We start from the raw sequence: 16,794 nt of genomic DNA on the forward strand, positions 1-16,794 counted from the left end.
TCCGTTTGTCATATCAAGGTCTCGCTCAGCTGGCGTTTCACTGGCCAATTTCCAGCAGGTTAAGTGGGCGTCCACGGCTTGTGCGAATGCCCTGCTGCAAGTCGGCGAGCCGCTGGATATCGGGGCACAGCGCCTGGATGTCGGGACGCAGCACCTGCAGCCGCTGTTGCACGCGGGCCTGGAAACCAGTAGTGAGATCGGCGGCCTGATCCCGCAGCGCAGCCGCCTGCTGCAAGTCGCCGCTCATCGCCGCGCTGAGTGCCTGCTGCCCCATGGCCGACGCAATCAGGGGCGCGATATCGCCGGCAATCTGATTGGCATATTGCTCGGCAGCTTCGCCATGCCAGTCATGCGTGCTCTGGCTGGCAGCCACGCGCTGATGCAGATTCGCCGCGTCGGCCGCCAGGCGGCGTTGCAGTTCGGCCTGGGTCGCGGCGTCCAGATTGAGGCTGTTCGCTTGCTGCTGCACGGCTTGCACCGCGACATCCACACCGCGGTTGATGACGGCTTTTACTCGCGGCACCAGGGCGAGCAAATCGCGTTGGAACAGGGCGAGACGATCCTGGTCCTCGGCATTGAGCGATACGTTTTGGCCGTCCGCCTGCAGCGTGCCGGCAGCGATCACCACGCGCGTGGGTGCCGGCTGGGCGCGGTCAAAAATCAACTGACCCGACTGCAAGGTGAGGTCATAGCTGCTGGTGGCGTGGCACACCTGGGACAGATCCTGCGCATGCAGGCTGCCAGCGACGAGCACCAGCATTCCGGCAGCGAGCAGGCGGTTGAAGCGCATGGCGAACATCTCCATCGGACAGGGTCCGACAGCGATAAAACGCAGCGGGACAACTGCGGCTGAATCGGCTGAAATCAGCCTGAGCGCGGCCGGAATTGCAGCCGCACGGCTGGCTGCCCAAGCTGCCAGGCAAGCCATAGCAGCGCGGGTACCGAGACCGCCTGCAGGCACAGCGCAATCAGCAACGGACGCTTGAACGCGCCCAGTTGCTGCTGGACGGTAGCGTCACGCACCTGCTCCAGTGCGCTCCATTGATGCCACAGCAGCAGTCCGCGATAGGCAAGCCACACGCACAGCACCAAGGCCACGATGCGCAAGGCCGAACGTGCCCACGCCTGGCGCAGGATGCATCCGGCCGTCGCCACGATCACCGCGAACACCGCCACGAGGTAGCCGATATCCCAGTTCAGCATGCCGTGCAGCATTGCCGTGTGTTCCGTATCCCCTGCCGGCAGGTTCTGCAGTGCGCCCCATACCTGCTGGGCGTGGCGAATGTATTGCGAACCGAGAAAGCCGGCGACCAGCAGCATGATCCACGTGAGCATGCGCCACCACGCAAAGCCGAACTTTCTTTTGCGCAGATCCGAATCGAAGCGGGAGATCAACATCAGGCCGTGGCCTTCTTCAAAGTAGCGAGATCGCCCAGCACCTGCCTGGCATTTTCTTTGGGATCGACATCACGGTAGATCTTGGCGATCTTGCCGCTGGGATCGATCAGGAACGTCGTGCGCTTGGCGAAATGCAAACCAACGGCCGAGGTGAGTACACCATATTGGATCGCAACCTGGCGGTTGGCGTCGGACAGCAATGGAAACGGCACGTGGTATTTCGCGGCGAATTCGGCATGCGACTTGACGTTGTCCAGACTCACACCCACCACATCCGCGCCTGCCTGGCGCAGCTTGGTGATCTCATCGCGGAAAGTGCATACCTCGGTGGTGCAGCCGGGCGTGAAATCTTTCGGATAGAAATACACCACCAGCCAATGGCCGCGGTAATCGGCGGGACTGCGCCAATGGCCGTTCTGATCCTGCAGATGAAACGCCGGTGCCGCCTGCCCGACTTGTGGATTGCCTTGCGGGCCGGTGCCGGCAAGCGCAGGAATCGCCGACAGGCCCAGCAGGCCGATCGTCGCAAGCAAGGTCAACCAACGACGCATACATACCGCTCCCACCACAACGTTAGTGGCTGAGTATACGCGTGACGCTTGCAAGCGAAAGGCGCCTTGCGGCGCCTTTCGTGTGTCCATCCCAATGACAACTTAGCGATGCATCGGCTCGATATCGAACTTGTCGACGGCGACGCCAAGATTGACGCCCTCGCCCGTACCCGACAGCGCGATCGAGGTGGTGCCCTTGGTCAGCACCTGGGCCGTACCGCTACGCACCACACCGGCGGAAGCACCGGCCTGCGCGTAGCTGCCATACACGTCCTTGATACCGTAGACGTTGCTGATGTCGCCATGGCCACTCACGTGGAATTTGCCGGCGGTCAATCCGCCACCATGCATGTTGATGCTGACTACGGCGGTCTCGCCGTCATCGCAGCGGATGTCGCCACGTCCCTCGGCATGCTGATAGATCGCCGACCAACCGGACAGGCTGTAAGTCAGCTGGCACTTCACCGGCGCTTTGCCCGCCTGCGCCGATGTAGCGGGAAGGCCCGTCAGGGCTCCGGCACAAAGCAGCATGGCGGCAGTCAACCCAAAGGTACGCTTGCTCATAGAAAGTCTCCTTGACACTGGCGTGGATCAGCCACGCCGTGCCGAAAGTGTGGGATGCCGGAACTGAACGAATTGGCAAGAACGAGCGGCCGCATTCAGCGTCGGCAAACGCACGTGAGGCGGGCGTGCAGAACCGATGATTGTTGTTTCCCTCCGCTTGATGCTTAACTAACAAGCAGCCGCGCACACTGGAATCGTGCGCTTTTCGACTGGAGCCCACATGCCCAAGTATTCGCTGGTCGGCTATGACAGTTCGGAAACCTCGCAACGCGCTTTCCGGTTCGCGATGGAACTGGCGCGGGCCTGCAAGGGCCGGGTACGGGTGGTATCGGTGCTGCAGGTGACCCAGGGCGGGGCCGATGCATGCGCCCTGATGATGACCGACTCGGCCACCGAGCGAAGCCGGGAAACCTTGCAGGAATTGCATGCGCTCGACCCGGATACCGACGCGCTGGTGGACCTGGAAATCACCCATGGAAGCCCGGGCGATGCCTTGCTCAACCAGGTGCGGCAGCATCCCATCGACCATATCGTGATCGGCCATACCGAGCGCGGCGCGCTCGGCCGCTGGCTGTTGGGCTCGGTATCGGGCGACGTGCTGGCCGGCGCCCACGTGCCCGTCACGGTCGTCAGATAAAACCCGGTGCCGGAACGGGTGGGCTGGCATTAATCCCGTCCACCGTTCACCATTTATCCTGTTGTCCCTGATCTGTCATAGATCAGATGGCCTTTTTTGCACAGGAACCCCACGTGGACTACAACACTGTCCTTCCCTGGACTCTGGAAAGTCTGAATTTTGCCGAGATCGATATGGCGCGCGTGCGCCACAACGAAAACCTGTTTCTGCTGCTATGCGGGGCATCGTTCGTGGAAAGCGGCTCGGATCTCTACACCAGCAACCTGATCGAGCATTTCGACGGCGACCTGGAGTTGCAAGGCTGGCTGCGCGAGCACTGGGAGCATGAAGAAATGCAGCACGGGCGCGCCCTCGCCGCCTACGTGCGCCACGTGTGGCCGGAGTTCGATTGGGATGCCGGCTTCCAGGCTTTCTGGAACGACTACGGTGCACTCTGCACCAACGAACAACTGGAACCCTCCCGCGGCCTGGAACTAGCCGCGCGCTGCGTGGTGGAAACGGGCACCGCCAGCCTGTATCGCGCCTTGAACGACATCGTCGACGAGCCAGTGCTCAAGCAGCTCACCAATCACATCAAGAGCGATGAGGTGCGCCACTACAAACACTTCTATGCGCACTTCCAGCGCTATCGCGAGCAGGAAAAGCTGGGCCGCTACAAAGTGTTCCGCGCCATCCTTCGCCGCGTCAACGAGATCCGCAACGAAGACAGCGACATCGCCCTGCGCCACGTCTTCAACCAGTGCTATCCGCAGCACAAGGACGATCAGGCGCAGTTCCAGAAAGTGGCCGGACCGGCGCAGGCATTGCTGCGGCGGCATCTGCCCGCGGAGATGACGGTGAAGATGTTGCTGAAGCCACTGAACCTCTCGCCGCGATGGCAGCAGGCATTAGAGAAGCCACTTGCGCGGATCAGCGAGCGCCTGTTCCTGCAGTAGGCTGGGATGAAATCCCGGCTTTTTTGAGCTTCCGATGCTGGGATTGCATCCCAGCCTACAACACGGGTTGGCGGTTATCGGGCGCTGCTCGAAGAAGCCGGTGCATTGCCGGCATCATGGCGCGGCACGCTGTCGATGTGACGCTGGCCTTCCTTCTCCAGCTTGAATCGCGCCAGGTCGATCGGGCGAATCTGCTTGATCATGCACGGAATGTACGGACGCCCGGTCAGCACCTTGTCGAAACCAGTCTGCACTTCGCTGGCAAAACTGGTCAGGCCGATGAAGTTGGTGAAGGTAAGGTTGTTGCACGGCCACACATCAAGCAGATAAGCCTTGCTCGGCAGCGTATAAATCACCAGCTGCGTTTCGCTGAGCGGTTCCCACGAGTAAATCTGCTCACCCAGCACCAGACGGAAGCTGCGTACCGGCGCGCCGGCAGCAGCGCTATAAGCCTGTTGGCGTTGCTGCAGGCGCTGCGCGTATGGCACGGATTCGCAAGCAGCCAGCAGCACGGCAAGCAGTACGAGCACCAGTATGCGTAACTTCATCATGACATCTGTCTCCGCGCTTCGAACGGACCGTTTAGAACAGACCGTTTAGAACGGGCCGTTTCGGATAACCGCCATAACGCGCGAACACGCAGCCGGTGCACGGCTTACTTTTTGCTGCTGAGCGGCGACCACTTGGCCGGGTCGAAACCGCCTACTTCGAACAGCACTTCCTGCTTGTCGCCATCGCGCGTGGTGACGGTCATGGTGATGCGCCTGGTCTTTTCCATCGCGTCAATAAAGGGCTTGTCGTCGCGAATGAAGATCGCCGGCTCGCTGCCGGTAGTCGGCAGAAACGCGCGCAGGGGATGCGGCTTGTCGTCGAATTGGGCCGGAATCGTGCAATTGCCCTTGCAGGCAAAGCCGTGACCGATGCCGAACAGGAACACGCTTTCGCCCCATTGCGTATGGCGGCGCAGCACCAGCCGGATCGCGCGATCGCCGCTGGGGCGCGTGCTGTAAATGCTGGCGGTGGATTGTGTGCCACCCTCCATCGGGCCGACCTGGTAGCTCCACAGCGCAGCGAGGCGACGTTTATCGGCGGCGGCCTTGGCGCGCTGTTCCACGTCGGGCAAGGTCTGTTTCACTTGCGTGGCCGCATCGCTGGCCGGGAATTGCTGCACGATCGCCTCACCGATCTGCGCGGCCAGTTCATCGTTCTTCTGCTGCAACGCCTGCTGGTAGGTCTGCAGTTGCCGATTCGCCTCTTGCGCCATCTGCTGCGCCTGCGCCTTGGCGGCTTCTTGCGGCGAGGGCGAGTTTTGATCCTGCGAACAGGCGGCGAGCAGCAGCCAGCTACAGGCAGCAGTTGCGATCAGGGCGTAACGGCATGGCAAACGGGTCATCGTAGCGATCTCAGCAAAGCGAGGTCCCTAGCTTGAAACGAGCCCCAGGCTGGATGCAACCACTCACCGCCGCCCCGAACGATGGAGAACCTTCACCGTCTCTTTGCGGGATCGCCGCGCCCTCCGATAATGACGTTTCCAGACAAGGACACCGCATGTCTTCCACGTCCGCGCCGGGTTCGGCCGACTCCCTGCTCAACCACCGCGCTTATCTCGCCTTCTGGTGCGCCCGCACCGCTTCCAGCTTTGGTTTTCAGATGCTCTCGGTGGCGGTGGGCTGGCAGATCTATGCCATCACCGGCCGCGCGTTTGATCTGGGCCTGATCGGCCTGGTGCAATTTTTTCCGTCGGTGCTGCTGGCGCTGCCGGCAGGCCATTTGGCCGATCAGTTTGACCGGCGGCGCATCGTGCTGATGGGGCAGATCGTGGAGTGGATCGCGATTGTGCTGTTGGCGACGTTGACCTTGCTGCACGCCATCGATGAAGTGGGCATCCTGCTGCTGATCTTCGTGATCAGCACAGCCAAGGCATTCGAATCGCCATCGATGCAATCGATGGTGCCGGCCTTGGTGCCACCCGTGCTGCTGCCGCGCGCCATGGCCGTGAACGGTTCCGCGATGCAGGCGGCGATGATCATGGGCCCAGCGTTGGGTGGTTTGCTGTACATCGCCGGCCCCGGCGTGGTGTATGCGGTAGCGGCCGTGTTGTATCTGGTTTCCACCGTGATGGTGTCGCAGCTGCGTTACGAGCAGTCGCCGCCGAAACGCGAACCGGCCACGCTGAAGACCTTGTTTGCCGGCGTGCATTTCATCCGCGAACGCAAGGACATCCTCGGCGTGATTTCGCTGGATTTGTTCGCCGTATTACTGGGTGGCGCGACCGCGCTGTTGCCCATTTTCGCCAAGGACATTCTGCACACCGGTCCGTGGGGGTTGGGCTTGCTGCGCGCGGCGCCTGCTATCGGCGCCTTGCTGATGTCGTTCTGGCTCGCGCACCACAACATGGAACGCAACGTGGGCAAGATCATGTTCGCGTCCGTCGCAGGATTCGGCGTAGCGACACTGGTGTTCGCGCTATCGCAGGTGTTGTGGCTATCGCTGCTGGCCTTGTTCACGCTGGGCGCGTTCGACATGGTGAGCATGGTGATCCGCGGCTCGCTGGTGCAACTGGATACACCCGATGCCATGCGCGGGCGTGTCAGTGCGGTGAATGCGATCTTTATCAACACATCCAATCAGCTTGGCGAGTTCGAGTCCGGCATGCTCGCCGCGTGGCTGGGTGCCGTGGGCTCGGCCGTTATCGGCGGTATCGGCACGCTGGTGGTGGTTGGGCTGTGGATGGCCATGTTCCCCACATTGCGGCGGCGGCAGCGGCTGCATGCGGAACCGTCGTCAACATAGATGCCATGTCGTTGCGGTGGACGCCTTCGATGAACACGGCGCGTCGCCGCTAGCCCGCATGGCGCTTGCCATCGTCGACATAGTGGATGCAAAACCATGCCTGGACGTCTACCATCGGTTAACGTCGCGCTCACGTGAACGCTGGCAATTTGAACCACCCGGAACACTGAAGAAGGAAGATCGCCATGAGCAGGCAAGCCGACATCGAACGCCGCCTCGACCACCTTGGCAACCGTGTGCGCGAGTATGCAGACGGTGCCGCCGATACTGCTGATAGCTGGCTGTCCCGTGGCCGCCGTGCCGTCAGCAAGCTCAGCAGCGGTGACGCCCGCAGGCGCGTGGCACGCCGTGCTGAAGATTTCGCCGACGAAGCCAACTACCAGTACCGCCGCTTGCGTCGCCATGCGGGCAGGCACCCGGTGGCTACGGCGGCGATCGTCGCCGGTACGGTGGGTGCGTTGTTTCTGCTTTATCGCACGCTGCGCCGCGACGAAGATTGACCGGCGTAGGTTGGGTTAGCGCAGCGTAACCTAACGATCTTCGCGGAATCGGAATTTGTTGGGTTACGCTGCGCTAACCCAACCTACGAAAAAGCCCGCCTTTCGGCGGGCTTTTTTGTTAGTTACACCGTCAGCGGATTGGGCTTTTCCGGATCCAGCTTGTACTCGCGAATCGCACGCGACACATCCTTGGCGTTGACCTTGCCTTCCTTCGCCAGTGCGGCGAGTGCGGCATGGGCGATCCAGTAGCGATCCACCTCGAAGAAGCCACGCAGGTGCTCGCGCGTGTCCGAACGGCCGAAACCATCCGTACCGAGCACCGTGTAATGCATACCATCCGGCATGAAGGCGCGGATCTGGTCGGCATACTCACGCACGTAGTCGGTGGCGGCGATCGCCGGACCCTGGCGACCCTGCAGCAGGCCGGTGACGTACGGCACGCGCTGCGGGCTTTCCGGATGCAGGCGGTTCCAGCGCTCCGCATCGAAGCCATCGCGACGCACTTCGATGAAGCTCGGCACCGACCAGATGTCAGCGCTGACGCCGAAATCCTTCTCCAGCAATTCCGCCGCGGCGATCACTTCGCGCAGGATCGTACCCGAGCCAAGCAACTGCACGCGCGGTTCGCCTTTCTTCGGCTTGCCGGCATCCTTGAACAGGTACATGCCCTTGACGATGCCTTCCTCCACGCCTTGCGGCAGGTCGGGATGGGCATAGTTCTCGTTCATCACGGTAATGTAGTAGTACACGTCTTCCTGCTCTTGGAGCATGCGACGCGTGCCGTCCTGCATGATCACCGCCACTTCGTAGGAAAAGGTCGGATCGTACGCGCGCACATTCGGAATCGAACCCGCCAGCAGGTGCGAATGGCCATCTTCATGCTGCAGGCCTTCGCCGTTGAGCGTGGTGCGGCCGGAGGTGCCACCGATCAGGAAGCCACGCGAACGCATGTCGCCCGCAGCCCAGGCCAGATCGCCGATGCGCTGGAAGCCGAACATCGAGTAGTAGATGAAGAACGGCAGCATCGGCTGGTTGCTGATGCTGTAGCTGGTGGCTGCCGCCAGCCAGGACGCCATGCCGCCGGCTTCGGAAATGCCTTGCTGCAGCACCTGGCCTTTCTGGTCTTCGCGGTAGTACAGCAGTTGGTCGGCGTCCTGCGGACGGTATTTCTGGCCTTCCGGCGCATAGATACCGATCTGGCGGAACATGCCTTCCATGCCGAAAGTGCGCGCTTCGTCGGCGACGATCGGCACGATGCGCGGCCCGATGGCCTTGTCGCGCAGCAACAGGTTCATGCCGCGCACCAGCGCCATGGTGGTGGAGATTTCGCGGTCGCCGGTGCCCTTGGTGATCTGCTCGAAGGCACTCAGATCCGGCGCCTTGAGCTTCACGTCGGTGTGGCGGCGGCGCTGCGGCAGCGAACCGCCGAGCGTCTTGCGGCGTTCAAGCATGTACTGCACTTCCGGCGAATCCTTGCCGGGGTGGTAGTACGGCACTTCCTTGAGCTTCTCGTCCGAGACCGGGATGTTGAAGCGGTCGCGGAAGTGGCGTACGGCCTCGTCGTCCAGCTTCTTCTGCTGGTGCGTCGGGTTCTGCGATTCACCGGCCGCGCCCATGCCGTAGCCCTTCACCGTCTTGGCGAGGATCACGGTGGGCATGCCCTTGGTGTTGCTCGCCGCGTGATAGGCCGCGTACACCTTGTGCGGATCGTGGCCGCCGCGGTTGAGGCGCCAGATATCGTCGTCGCTCAGGTTGGCGACCATCTCGCGCGTCTCCGGATACTTGCCGAAGAAATGCTCGCGCGTGTACGCGCCGCCGAAGGCCTTGCAGGCCTGGTATTCGCCGTCGATGGTTTCCATCATCAGCTTGCGCAGCACGCCGTTCTTGTCGCGCGCCAGAAGCGGATCCCAGTAGCTGCCCCAGATCACCTTGATGGCATTCCAGCCGGCGCCGCGGAACACGCCTTCCAGTTCCTGGATGATCTTGCCGTTGCCGCGCACCGGACCGTCCAGGCGCTGCAGGTTGCAGTTGATCACGAAGATCAGGTTGTCCAGGCCTTCGCGGCCGGCCAGCGAGATCGCGCCCAGCGATTCGGGCTCGTCGCATTCACCGTCGCCCATGAAGCACCAGATCTTGCGGTCGGTCTTCGGCATCAGGCCGCGGTTTTCCAAGTACTTCCAGAACTGCGCCTGGTAGATGGCCTGGATCGGGCCCAAGCCCATCGACACCGTCGGCACCTGCCAGTAATCCGGCATCAGCCACGGGTGGGGGTAGGAGGAAAGGCCGCGGCCAGCCCCAAGCACTTCCATGCGGAACAGGTCGAGCTGTTCCTCGGCAATGCGGCCTTCCAGGAAGGAGCGCGCATAGATGCCAGGGCTGGAGTGGCCCTGGTGGAACACTAGGTCGCCCGGGTGATCGGCGCTCGGCGCACGCCAGAAGTGGTTGAAGCCGACGTCATAAAGCGTGGCGGATGACGCAAAGCTGGCGATATGGCCGCCCAGTTCGCCCGGTTTGCGGTTGGCGCGCACCACCATCGCCATGGCGTTCCAACGGATCAGGGTGCGGATGCGCCATTCCATCGCGGCATCGCCGGACATCTTGGCTTCCAGATGCGGCGGGATGGTGTTGACGTATTCGGTGGTGGGATCGAACGGCAGGTAGCCGCCCGAACGACGCGTGGAGTCGACCAGCCGCTCCAGCAGGAAGTGCGCGCGTTCGGTGCCTTCGCGATCGATGACGGCGCTGAGCGATTCGACCCATTCCTGGGTTTCGGTGGGATCGAGGTCCTGGTGGAGGATGTCGTCGAGCTGATCCATGAAACGTCTCCGCGGCGCCGAGCGCCGCCTTGCGGTGGGTGTGCGTCGCGGGGAGGCGACGAAGCCGAGGCAGGCATCGATCCGGCGGCCGGGCCGGCACGGAACTTAGGAGGGACCGCGTGGCGTATTCGCCGCTGGACGAGCTAACCGTTCGATTCTAGCGTTGCCGCCCCGGTCCCGCCAATTGTCGGACCATACATACGTATGCGAAGGGTCGTAGGTTGGGGTGCGAACCCCAACATTGCCATCCACATGCATTCCGGATGTTGGGGTTTGCACCCCAACCTACGGTCAGCTGCGCTCGACCTGCGCCGCGCGGATCTGGGCATCCACCACCGCGATCGCCGTCATGTTCACCACGCGGCGCACGGTGGAGGAAGGCGTGAGGATGTGTGCCGGCTTGTCCACGCCCATCAGGATCGGGCCGACCGCTACGCCGTCGGTCATCACCCGCACCATGTTGTAGGCGATGTTCGCCGCGTCCAGGTTGGGCAGCACAAACAGGTTGGCGCGTCCGCCCATGGTGGTGTTGGGGAAGATGCGGCGGCGGACTTCCTCGTCCCACGCGGTATCGCCCTGCATTTCGCCATCCATTTCCAGGCCCGGCGCGCGGGCGCAGAGGAGCTTGCGCACCTCGCGCATCTTCACGGCGCTGGGGTTGTCATGGCTGCCGTAATTGGAGTGCGACAGCAGCGCCACCTTCGGCTCGACGCCGAACAGCTTCAAGCGATAGCTGGCCTGCATGGTCGCTTCGGCGATCTGCTCGGCCGAGGGGTCGTACTGCACGTGCGTATCGAGGAAGAACCAGGTGCCCTTCTCGTTGATCACCGCCGTCATCGCCGAGGTGCATGACACACCCGGATCAAGACCGAACACGCTGCGAATGTAGCCGAGCTTCTTGTGGTAGCGCCCAACCAGGCCGCAGATCATCGCGTCCGCTTCGCCGCGCTTGACCATCATCGAGGCGATCAGCGTCGGGCGCGAACGCATCAGGTTCTTCGCCGCCGCCGGCGTGACGCCGCGGCGCTCGGTCAGCGCATGGTATTGCTGCCAGTACTCGTTGAAGCGCGGATCGTCATTGATATTGGTGAGTTCAAAATCAACGCCCGCACGCATGCGCAAACCCAGGCGTTCGATGCGCGTTTCGATCACGTCCGGACGGCCGATCAGGATCGGATGCGCCAGCTTCTCATCGATCACCGTCTGCACCGCGCGCAGCACGGTTTCTTCTTCGCCTTCGGCGTAGACCACGCGCTTGCGATCGGCGCGCGCGCGCTCGTACACCGGCTTCATCACGAGGCTGGTGCGATAGATGAACTGGCTGAGTTTCTCGATATAGGCTTCCATGTCCTCGATTGGCCGCGTGGCGACGCCCGAATCCATGGCTGCTTGCGCGACAGCCGGCGCCAGCAGCACCAGCAAACGCGGGTCGAACGGGCGCGGAATCAGGTATTCGGCGCCAAACGTCGGTGCTTCACCACCGTACGCGCCGGCAAGGTCGCCGGACTCCATCTGCGCCAGCGCGGCAATCGCGCGCACGCAGGCGAGTTTCATCGCTTCGTTGATGCCGGTGGCGCCCACATCCAGCGCACCGCGGAAAATGTACGGAAAACACAGCGCGTTGTTGACCTGGTTCGGGTAATCCGAACGGCCGGTCGCGATGATGCAATCCGGACGCACCTGCCTGGCATCTTCCGGCAGGATTTCCGGATTAGGATTGGCCAGCGCCAGGATGATCGGCTGCTTGGCCATCGTGGCGACCATCTCCGGCTTGAGAATGCCGCCGGCCGAAAGACCGAGGAAGACGTCGGCACCGTCCACGATTTCCGCCAGCGTGCGTGCCTTGGTGTCGCGCGCATAACGCTGCTTGTCCGGATCCATCTGATCGCGGCCGACATACAGCACGCCTTCGCGGTCGAACGCGGTGATGTGCTCCGGTTTCGCGCCCAGCGCCACCAGCATGTCCAGGCAGGCGATGCCCGCGGCGCCGGCGCCGGTGGTGGCGATCTTTACGTCTTCGATGTTCTTGCCGACGATTTTCAGCGCGTTGATCACCGCCGCGCCGACAATGATGGCGGTGCCATGCTGGTCGTCGTGGAACACCGGAATCTTCATGCGCTCACGCAGCTTGCGCTCGACGATGAAGCACTCCGGCGCCTTGATATCTTCCAGGTTGATGCCGCCGAAGGTGGGCTCCATCGCGGCGATGATGTCGACCAGCTTGTCCGGGTCGCGCTCGTTGAGTTCGATGTCGAACACGTCGATGCCGGCGAACTTCTGGAACAGCACGCCCTTGCCTTCCATCACCGGCTTGCCGGCCAGCGGACCGATGTCGCCAAGGCCGAGCACCGCGGTGCCATTGGTGATCACCGCCACCAGGTTGGAACGCGCGGTGTATTGGCTGGCGTTCTGCGGATTCTCGACGATGGCTTCACAGGCATACGCGACGCCCGGCGAATACGCCAGCGACAGATCGCGTTGCGTGACCAGCGGCGTGGTCGGTGCGACCTTGATCTTGCCGGGGCGCGGAAGACGGTGATACTCGAGGGCGGCTTGGCGGAAGTCGTCGGGATGAGCCATCGGATGGTTGCAACGGAAAGGGATGGGAGAAGGGGCCGCATCGCGGCATGCCGCGCATGGTAGCACCCGCCAACAGCGCTCACTGAGAACTGCAGGTAGTCAATAAGTAGTAAACCCGCTGCGCTTTAGGCCGACCTTATGCCGGTGAATTCTTGATGCAGCGCATCACGACGCATTGCCTCCCGCGCACACCGGCCGGGATACTCACTGCCACACCATGCTCGCCAGCAAACCCATGACCACCCGCCTCGCCAAGATCCTGCTGCCCCTCGCTCTCGCCGCGTTCGCTTTCATCGTGACGTTCGACAACATCATCGACTACGGCTCGAACTACTCGTTCGTACAGCATGTGCTATCGATGGATACCACCTTTCCCGGCAATGCGCTGATGGGGCGTGCGATCACCAATCCTGCGCAGTGGCAGGCAAGCTACTGGCTGATCATCGCGGCCGAGGGCGTCACCTGCTTGCTGTTGCTCAGCGGCACCGTTGCCATGTGGCGCGCCCGCCGCGAGAACGCGGCCCGTTTCCATGCCGCCAAAAGCCTGGTCATCGCCGGATGCGTGATGGGTTTTCTGGTGTGGTTCTTCGGCTTCATGGTGGTTGGCGGAGAGTGGTTCGCCATGTGGCAGTCGAAGACGTGGAACGGGCAGGAAGCTGCCTTTCGCTTTTATGTGGCGATCCTCGGGGTGTTGATCTTCGTCAGTCAACCTGACAGCGAGCTGACCTGAGTCGCCCGAGGCTCAGATGCTTTTCGGAGGAGCGATCCTCTTTGCAGCAAATGCTTATGTGCAGTTTTGAATTGAATAACCGGCCGATGAGCGTGTTCAAGATTGGCGCGAGTTCATATCCGGCCTTTTCCGGACTGTCACCCCATATCAATGATCGCCTCGCCACATGTTTATCAGGACATGGGCCCATTCCAACCAGGAAATATTACATTCTGGATAGGGAGTCGGGTGGACGCTTAGGATGGCTCTATGATCTCTTCAAGAAAAACGTCGGAGACTGGTTTTCCCTTTATGCAGATGATGGAAAAGTCGATGATGAAACCTTCTGCAATCAGATGAAACGCGCCCAGTTTCGCTTGCATCCAAAGGGAAATCTCGGCATCAGTGAAGGATGCATCGTGATAAATCAAGCAACCGATTTCTACGCATCCCATTCCAGGAAGCTCCTTGTTGGCCTACGGGATGGTGACTGTCATATGAAAAAGCCGAGGAAGGCGACAATTCTGATCGCGTGGCTGCTTGGCGCCACCATCGCTGTTACTCGTTAGTGGAACGAACACCCCGATGCCATCCCATCCCCGCCACAGGCCTTTTCACTTTGGTTGCTCAATCTGTTCAACGCGCAATGCTGCGAGTCCGCCGCTGCCGTCGAATTGTTTTACACCGTATCTGTCTCCTTCATCTTGATTTCGCTCGGAACCCTGCTTGTGTGGGGTCTATACAAACGATGGCGGCGCTAAAAAGCGTAAGCTGGGATGAAATCCCAGCCTACAAAACCTTGAATCGACGAGTGCCCTACAACCCTGCGGACAAGGTTTCCGCTTCCACCTTCGACATGCGCACGCGATTGATGAAAAGCGAAAACGCCAGCTTGCCTGCCAGCCCATGCACGTGCTGCATCCACGGCGGCAACCAGCGCGGCGCAGCGAGTGCGCCGGATTGGAAATACGGTTCCAGGCTCATCACGTCGCCCAGCGTCAGCTTGCCTGCAAAGAGGTAACGCAGCAGATCCATGCGGCGTTCCTTCAAGGCCCAGCGGAAGAACGTGTGCACATCCATCAAGCCGGAGAGATACACGTTGTCCTTCGCGAACGCGGAGCCGCCACACAACGGCACGCCGCGGAATACACGCTGCGCGGAGTGGAAACTATCCGCCACGCTTTGTCCGCAACGATTGAAGTAGCGATACACCTCGACGAAGTCCGCACCGTTCAGCGCCATGTCGAGCGCAAGAATGCGCAGGCTGATGCGCTTGAGTCGCGCGATGTCGATCGCGCCGGACATCAGCTCGGCGAACACGGCAAGACCTTCCTGTGTCGCCGTGACTCGCGGCGACGTGCGCGCAAGTGATGCCAAGACCGGCTGCTCGCGGCCATTCAACGCGGTGAGCGAATGCACATAGGCTTCGTGATTGAGCAACTGATGACGATCGTATTGGCTGAAACGCGTGCCGCCGCGCAGGCGGATGCGCGTGGCGCCAGCCGCTGCCTTGGCAGTGAGATCGTTGTCGACCTCCACGGCGATCACGCCCTGGCCAAAGAAATCATCTAGCACCTTGGAAAGGTCTTTGCGCAGCAACTCGGAGGAGATGTTGGTGACGATGTCGTCGTCGGCCATGTCCGCGCCGAGTTCGTCGGATAGCTCGACGAAATAGCGTGCCGCATCGAGGTTGCTGTAATGGCTGCCGGGAATCGCATCGCCAGGACGGCCATAGAGTTGGATCGATGGCGCGGTAACGCCCTCGGTACCCACCGCTTCGAGCATCTCGGCAGCGACGCGCCAGCTTTCAGCGGTGCGCCGCAGATATTCGCGCAGCGGATCGCCGTCGCCGGCCTCCTTTTCAATCGCCGCGAGTTCTTTGCGCACTTCGGAAAGATCGGGCTTGCGATAGCTCACTTCCGGCAAGGCGTACTGGCCCTTGCCATACGCCTCGATCATGCGGTCTTCCAAGGATGCCGGCCAGCTCACGGTCGACAGGATGTTGATGCCCTTCACCGCCGCCAGCAGACGCTTGTCGAGCACGGCATACGCTTCCAGTGCTGCCGGAATGGTTTTCTCGGCGGTACTGCTCACCATCCCTCCCGCTCGCGCGAGCCGCGCGGACCATGCGGCTTGGCAGCCGGCCGCCCGCCACGCTGGCGGCGCAAGCGCGATTCGAGCATGTTGGCTTGTTCCTCGCGCTCATCGCGCAGCTTCAAGTAATTGCGCCAGCGCTCGGGCGTGATTTCGCCATCGTGCAGGGCTTCCTGGATGGCGCAACCGGGCTCGCTGCCATGGCCGCAATCGGCAAAACGGCAGTTCTCGGCGAGCGCTTCGATATCGGCGAACAGGTCGAGGTTTTCCTCGCCGGTCAGCTTGAGCTCGCGCATCCCCGGCGTGTCGATCAGACAGCCACCGCTGGGCAGCTGCAATAACGCGCGATAGGTGGTGGTGTGCCGTCCGCGGCTGTCGTGGCTGCGCACGTCGCCGATCGCCATGCGCTGGCTGCCGAGTAGCGTATTGGTGAGCGTTGATTTGCCGGCGCCGGACGAACCCACCAGCACCGCGCTGTCGCCCGGCTTGAGGTAAGCGGCAAGCACCGCCGCACTGGCCGGGTCCTTGCCGTTGATGGCGTGGATCGGCGTGCCTTCCGGCAGGCGGGCTTTCAGATCGGCGATGCGTTCTTCCACGCCCTCGACAACATCGGGCTTGCTGAGCACCACCACTGGCTGCGCGCCGGAGCCTTCCACCAGCGACAGGTAGCGCTCGATCCGGGCGGGATTGAAGTCTCCATCCAGCCCGGTCAGCACCAGCACGTAGTCGATGTTGGTGGCGATCACCTGCCGCTCGTAGCGCTCCCCGGCCGCGGCACGCGACAGCACGGTGCGCCGCGGCTGCACGATCTGGATGTGCGGTGGCTTGCCTGGTTCGATTTCCACGAAATCGCCCACGGCCGGGCGTTCGGCCGGGTCCAGCCCACGCTTGAGGAAATGGCCGGCCGGCTGGGCACTGAAAACCTGCTCGCCGTCGTGCAATTCGTAGCCGGCACGGTGCTGCGCCACCACGCGCGCCAGCCGCCGTCCTTCGCCCGGCAAGTCCTGACCCCGCCAGCCGATGTGGCGGAGCCGTTCGATGGTCTGCGCGTCGGTCATGGGATGGGATTATGCCCATCTTCGATGGGACTCGGGACTCGGGAAAGAGCAAACCGGCATATGGGCACTTCTATAAATGGTTCTCAAGCGAAGCGGGCCTCGACCATCGCGACAAACGGTTCCCTCCCCTGCTTGCAGGGGAGGGTTAGGGTGGGGTGC

16 protein-coding genes are annotated in these 16,794 nt (G+C 62.1%); 6 read left to right on the plus strand and 10 right to left on the minus strand.

Features of this window, described 5'->3' with window-relative positions; all coding sequences use genetic code 11:
* Positions 1-37 precede the first annotated feature (37 nt).
* The 4 genes from VJR68_RS20625 to VJR68_RS20640 all read right to left on the minus strand — a co-directional run bounded on the left by VJR68_RS20625 (position 38) and on the right by VJR68_RS20640 (position 2,513).
* Positions 38-790 carry a DUF2884 family protein gene (locus VJR68_RS20625; protein ID WP_324150679.1) on the minus strand — a complete coding sequence of 251 codons (753 nt, stop codon included), beginning with the start codon at positions 788-790 and terminating at the stop codon, positions 38-40.
* A gap of 74 nt (positions 791-864) precedes the next feature.
* Positions 865-1,398, minus strand: a complete 534-nt coding sequence (locus VJR68_RS20630; protein WP_324150681.1) for a hypothetical protein — start codon at positions 1,396-1,398, stop codon at positions 865-867.
* Positions 1,398-1,949, minus strand: a complete 552-nt coding sequence (locus VJR68_RS20635; protein WP_324150682.1) for a peroxiredoxin — start codon at positions 1,947-1,949, stop codon at positions 1,398-1,400. The genes VJR68_RS20630 and VJR68_RS20635 overlap by 1 nt, the downstream gene beginning before the upstream one ends.
* Positions 1,950-2,051: 102 nt before the next feature.
* Positions 2,052-2,513: a hypothetical protein gene (locus VJR68_RS20640; protein ID WP_324150684.1), complete on the minus strand. Its 462-nt coding sequence runs from the start codon at positions 2,511-2,513 to the stop codon at positions 2,052-2,054.
* A 220-nt stretch (positions 2,514-2,733) separates the two neighbouring features.
* Here VJR68_RS20640 and VJR68_RS20645 point away from each other — a divergent pair, with 220 nt between their 5' ends.
* Complete coding sequence (locus tag VJR68_RS20645) at positions 2,734-3,150, plus strand: universal stress protein (protein ID WP_324150685.1); 417 nt, start codon at positions 2,734-2,736, stop codon at positions 3,148-3,150.
* 86 nt (positions 3,151-3,236) lie between these two features.
* Positions 3,237-4,085, plus strand: a complete 849-nt coding sequence (locus VJR68_RS20650; protein ID WP_414647828.1) for a ferritin-like domain-containing protein — start codon at positions 3,237-3,239, stop codon at positions 4,083-4,085.
* Between the two features lie 74 nt (positions 4,086-4,159).
* On the opposite strand, the gene VJR68_RS20655 is transcribed toward VJR68_RS20650, so the two are convergent.
* Positions 4,160-4,636, minus strand: a complete 477-nt coding sequence (locus tag VJR68_RS20655; RefSeq protein ID WP_324150688.1) for a DUF6491 family protein — start codon at positions 4,634-4,636, stop codon at positions 4,160-4,162.
* A 104-nt stretch (positions 4,637-4,740) separates the two neighbouring features.
* On the minus strand, positions 4,741-5,478 hold the full coding sequence (locus tag VJR68_RS20660) for a hypothetical protein (protein WP_324150690.1): 738 nt from the start codon (positions 5,476-5,478) through the stop codon (positions 4,741-4,743).
* A 155-nt stretch (positions 5,479-5,633) separates the two neighbouring features.
* On the opposite strand from VJR68_RS20660, the gene VJR68_RS20665 reads away from it, so the two are divergent.
* Together VJR68_RS20665 and VJR68_RS20670 are read left to right on the plus strand one after the other, a co-directional pair.
* Complete coding sequence (locus VJR68_RS20665; protein WP_324150691.1) at positions 5,634-6,878, plus strand: MFS transporter; 1,245 nt, start codon at positions 5,634-5,636, stop codon at positions 6,876-6,878.
* A 185-nt stretch (positions 6,879-7,063) separates the two neighbouring features.
* Positions 7,064-7,378: a hypothetical protein gene (locus tag VJR68_RS20670; protein WP_324150692.1), complete on the plus strand. Its 315-nt coding sequence runs from the start codon at positions 7,064-7,066 to the stop codon at positions 7,376-7,378.
* Between the two features lie 122 nt (positions 7,379-7,500).
* Here VJR68_RS20670 and aceE read toward each other — a convergent pair whose 3' ends face one another.
* Both aceE and VJR68_RS20680 read right to left on the minus strand, forming a co-directional pair.
* Positions 7,501-10,194: a pyruvate dehydrogenase (acetyl-transferring), homodimeric type gene (gene aceE / locus VJR68_RS20675; protein ID WP_324150694.1), complete on the minus strand. Its 2,694-nt coding sequence runs from the start codon at positions 10,192-10,194 to the stop codon at positions 7,501-7,503.
* A 291-nt stretch (positions 10,195-10,485) separates the two neighbouring features.
* Positions 10,486-12,774 (minus strand): NADP-dependent malic enzyme, encoded by a 2,289-nt coding sequence (locus tag VJR68_RS20680; RefSeq protein WP_324150696.1) that lies wholly within the window; start codon positions 12,772-12,774, stop codon positions 10,486-10,488.
* A gap of 235 nt (positions 12,775-13,009) precedes the next feature.
* Here VJR68_RS20680 and VJR68_RS20685 point away from each other — a divergent pair, with 235 nt between their 5' ends.
* Both VJR68_RS20685 and VJR68_RS20690 read left to right on the plus strand, forming a co-directional pair.
* On the plus strand, positions 13,010-13,504 hold the full coding sequence (locus VJR68_RS20685) for a DUF2165 domain-containing protein (protein ID WP_324150698.1): 495 nt from the start codon (positions 13,010-13,012) through the stop codon (positions 13,502-13,504).
* A gap of 50 nt (positions 13,505-13,554) precedes the next feature.
* On the plus strand, positions 13,555-14,052 hold the full coding sequence (locus VJR68_RS20690; protein WP_324150714.1) for a DUF2778 domain-containing protein: 498 nt from the start codon (positions 13,555-13,557) through the stop codon (positions 14,050-14,052).
* 247 nt (positions 14,053-14,299) lie between these two features.
* Here the strand turns inward: VJR68_RS20690 and VJR68_RS20695 are convergent, their stop codons facing one another.
* Together VJR68_RS20695 and rsgA are read right to left on the minus strand one after the other, a co-directional pair.
* On the minus strand, positions 14,300-15,580 hold the full coding sequence (locus VJR68_RS20695; RefSeq protein ID WP_324150699.1) for a flavohemoglobin expression-modulating QEGLA motif protein: 1,281 nt from the start codon (positions 15,578-15,580) through the stop codon (positions 14,300-14,302).
* Positions 15,574-16,635, minus strand: coding sequence for a ribosome small subunit-dependent GTPase A (gene rsgA, locus VJR68_RS20700; RefSeq protein ID WP_324150701.1), 1,062 nt, complete (start codon positions 16,633-16,635; stop codon positions 15,574-15,576). The genes VJR68_RS20695 and rsgA overlap by 7 nt, the downstream gene beginning before the upstream one ends.
* Between the last annotated feature and the right edge of the window lie 159 nt (positions 16,636-16,794).

Source organism: Dyella sp., from assembly GCF_035277725.1.
Classification (GTDB): Bacteria; Pseudomonadota; Gammaproteobacteria; order Xanthomonadales; family Rhodanobacteraceae; genus Dyella_B.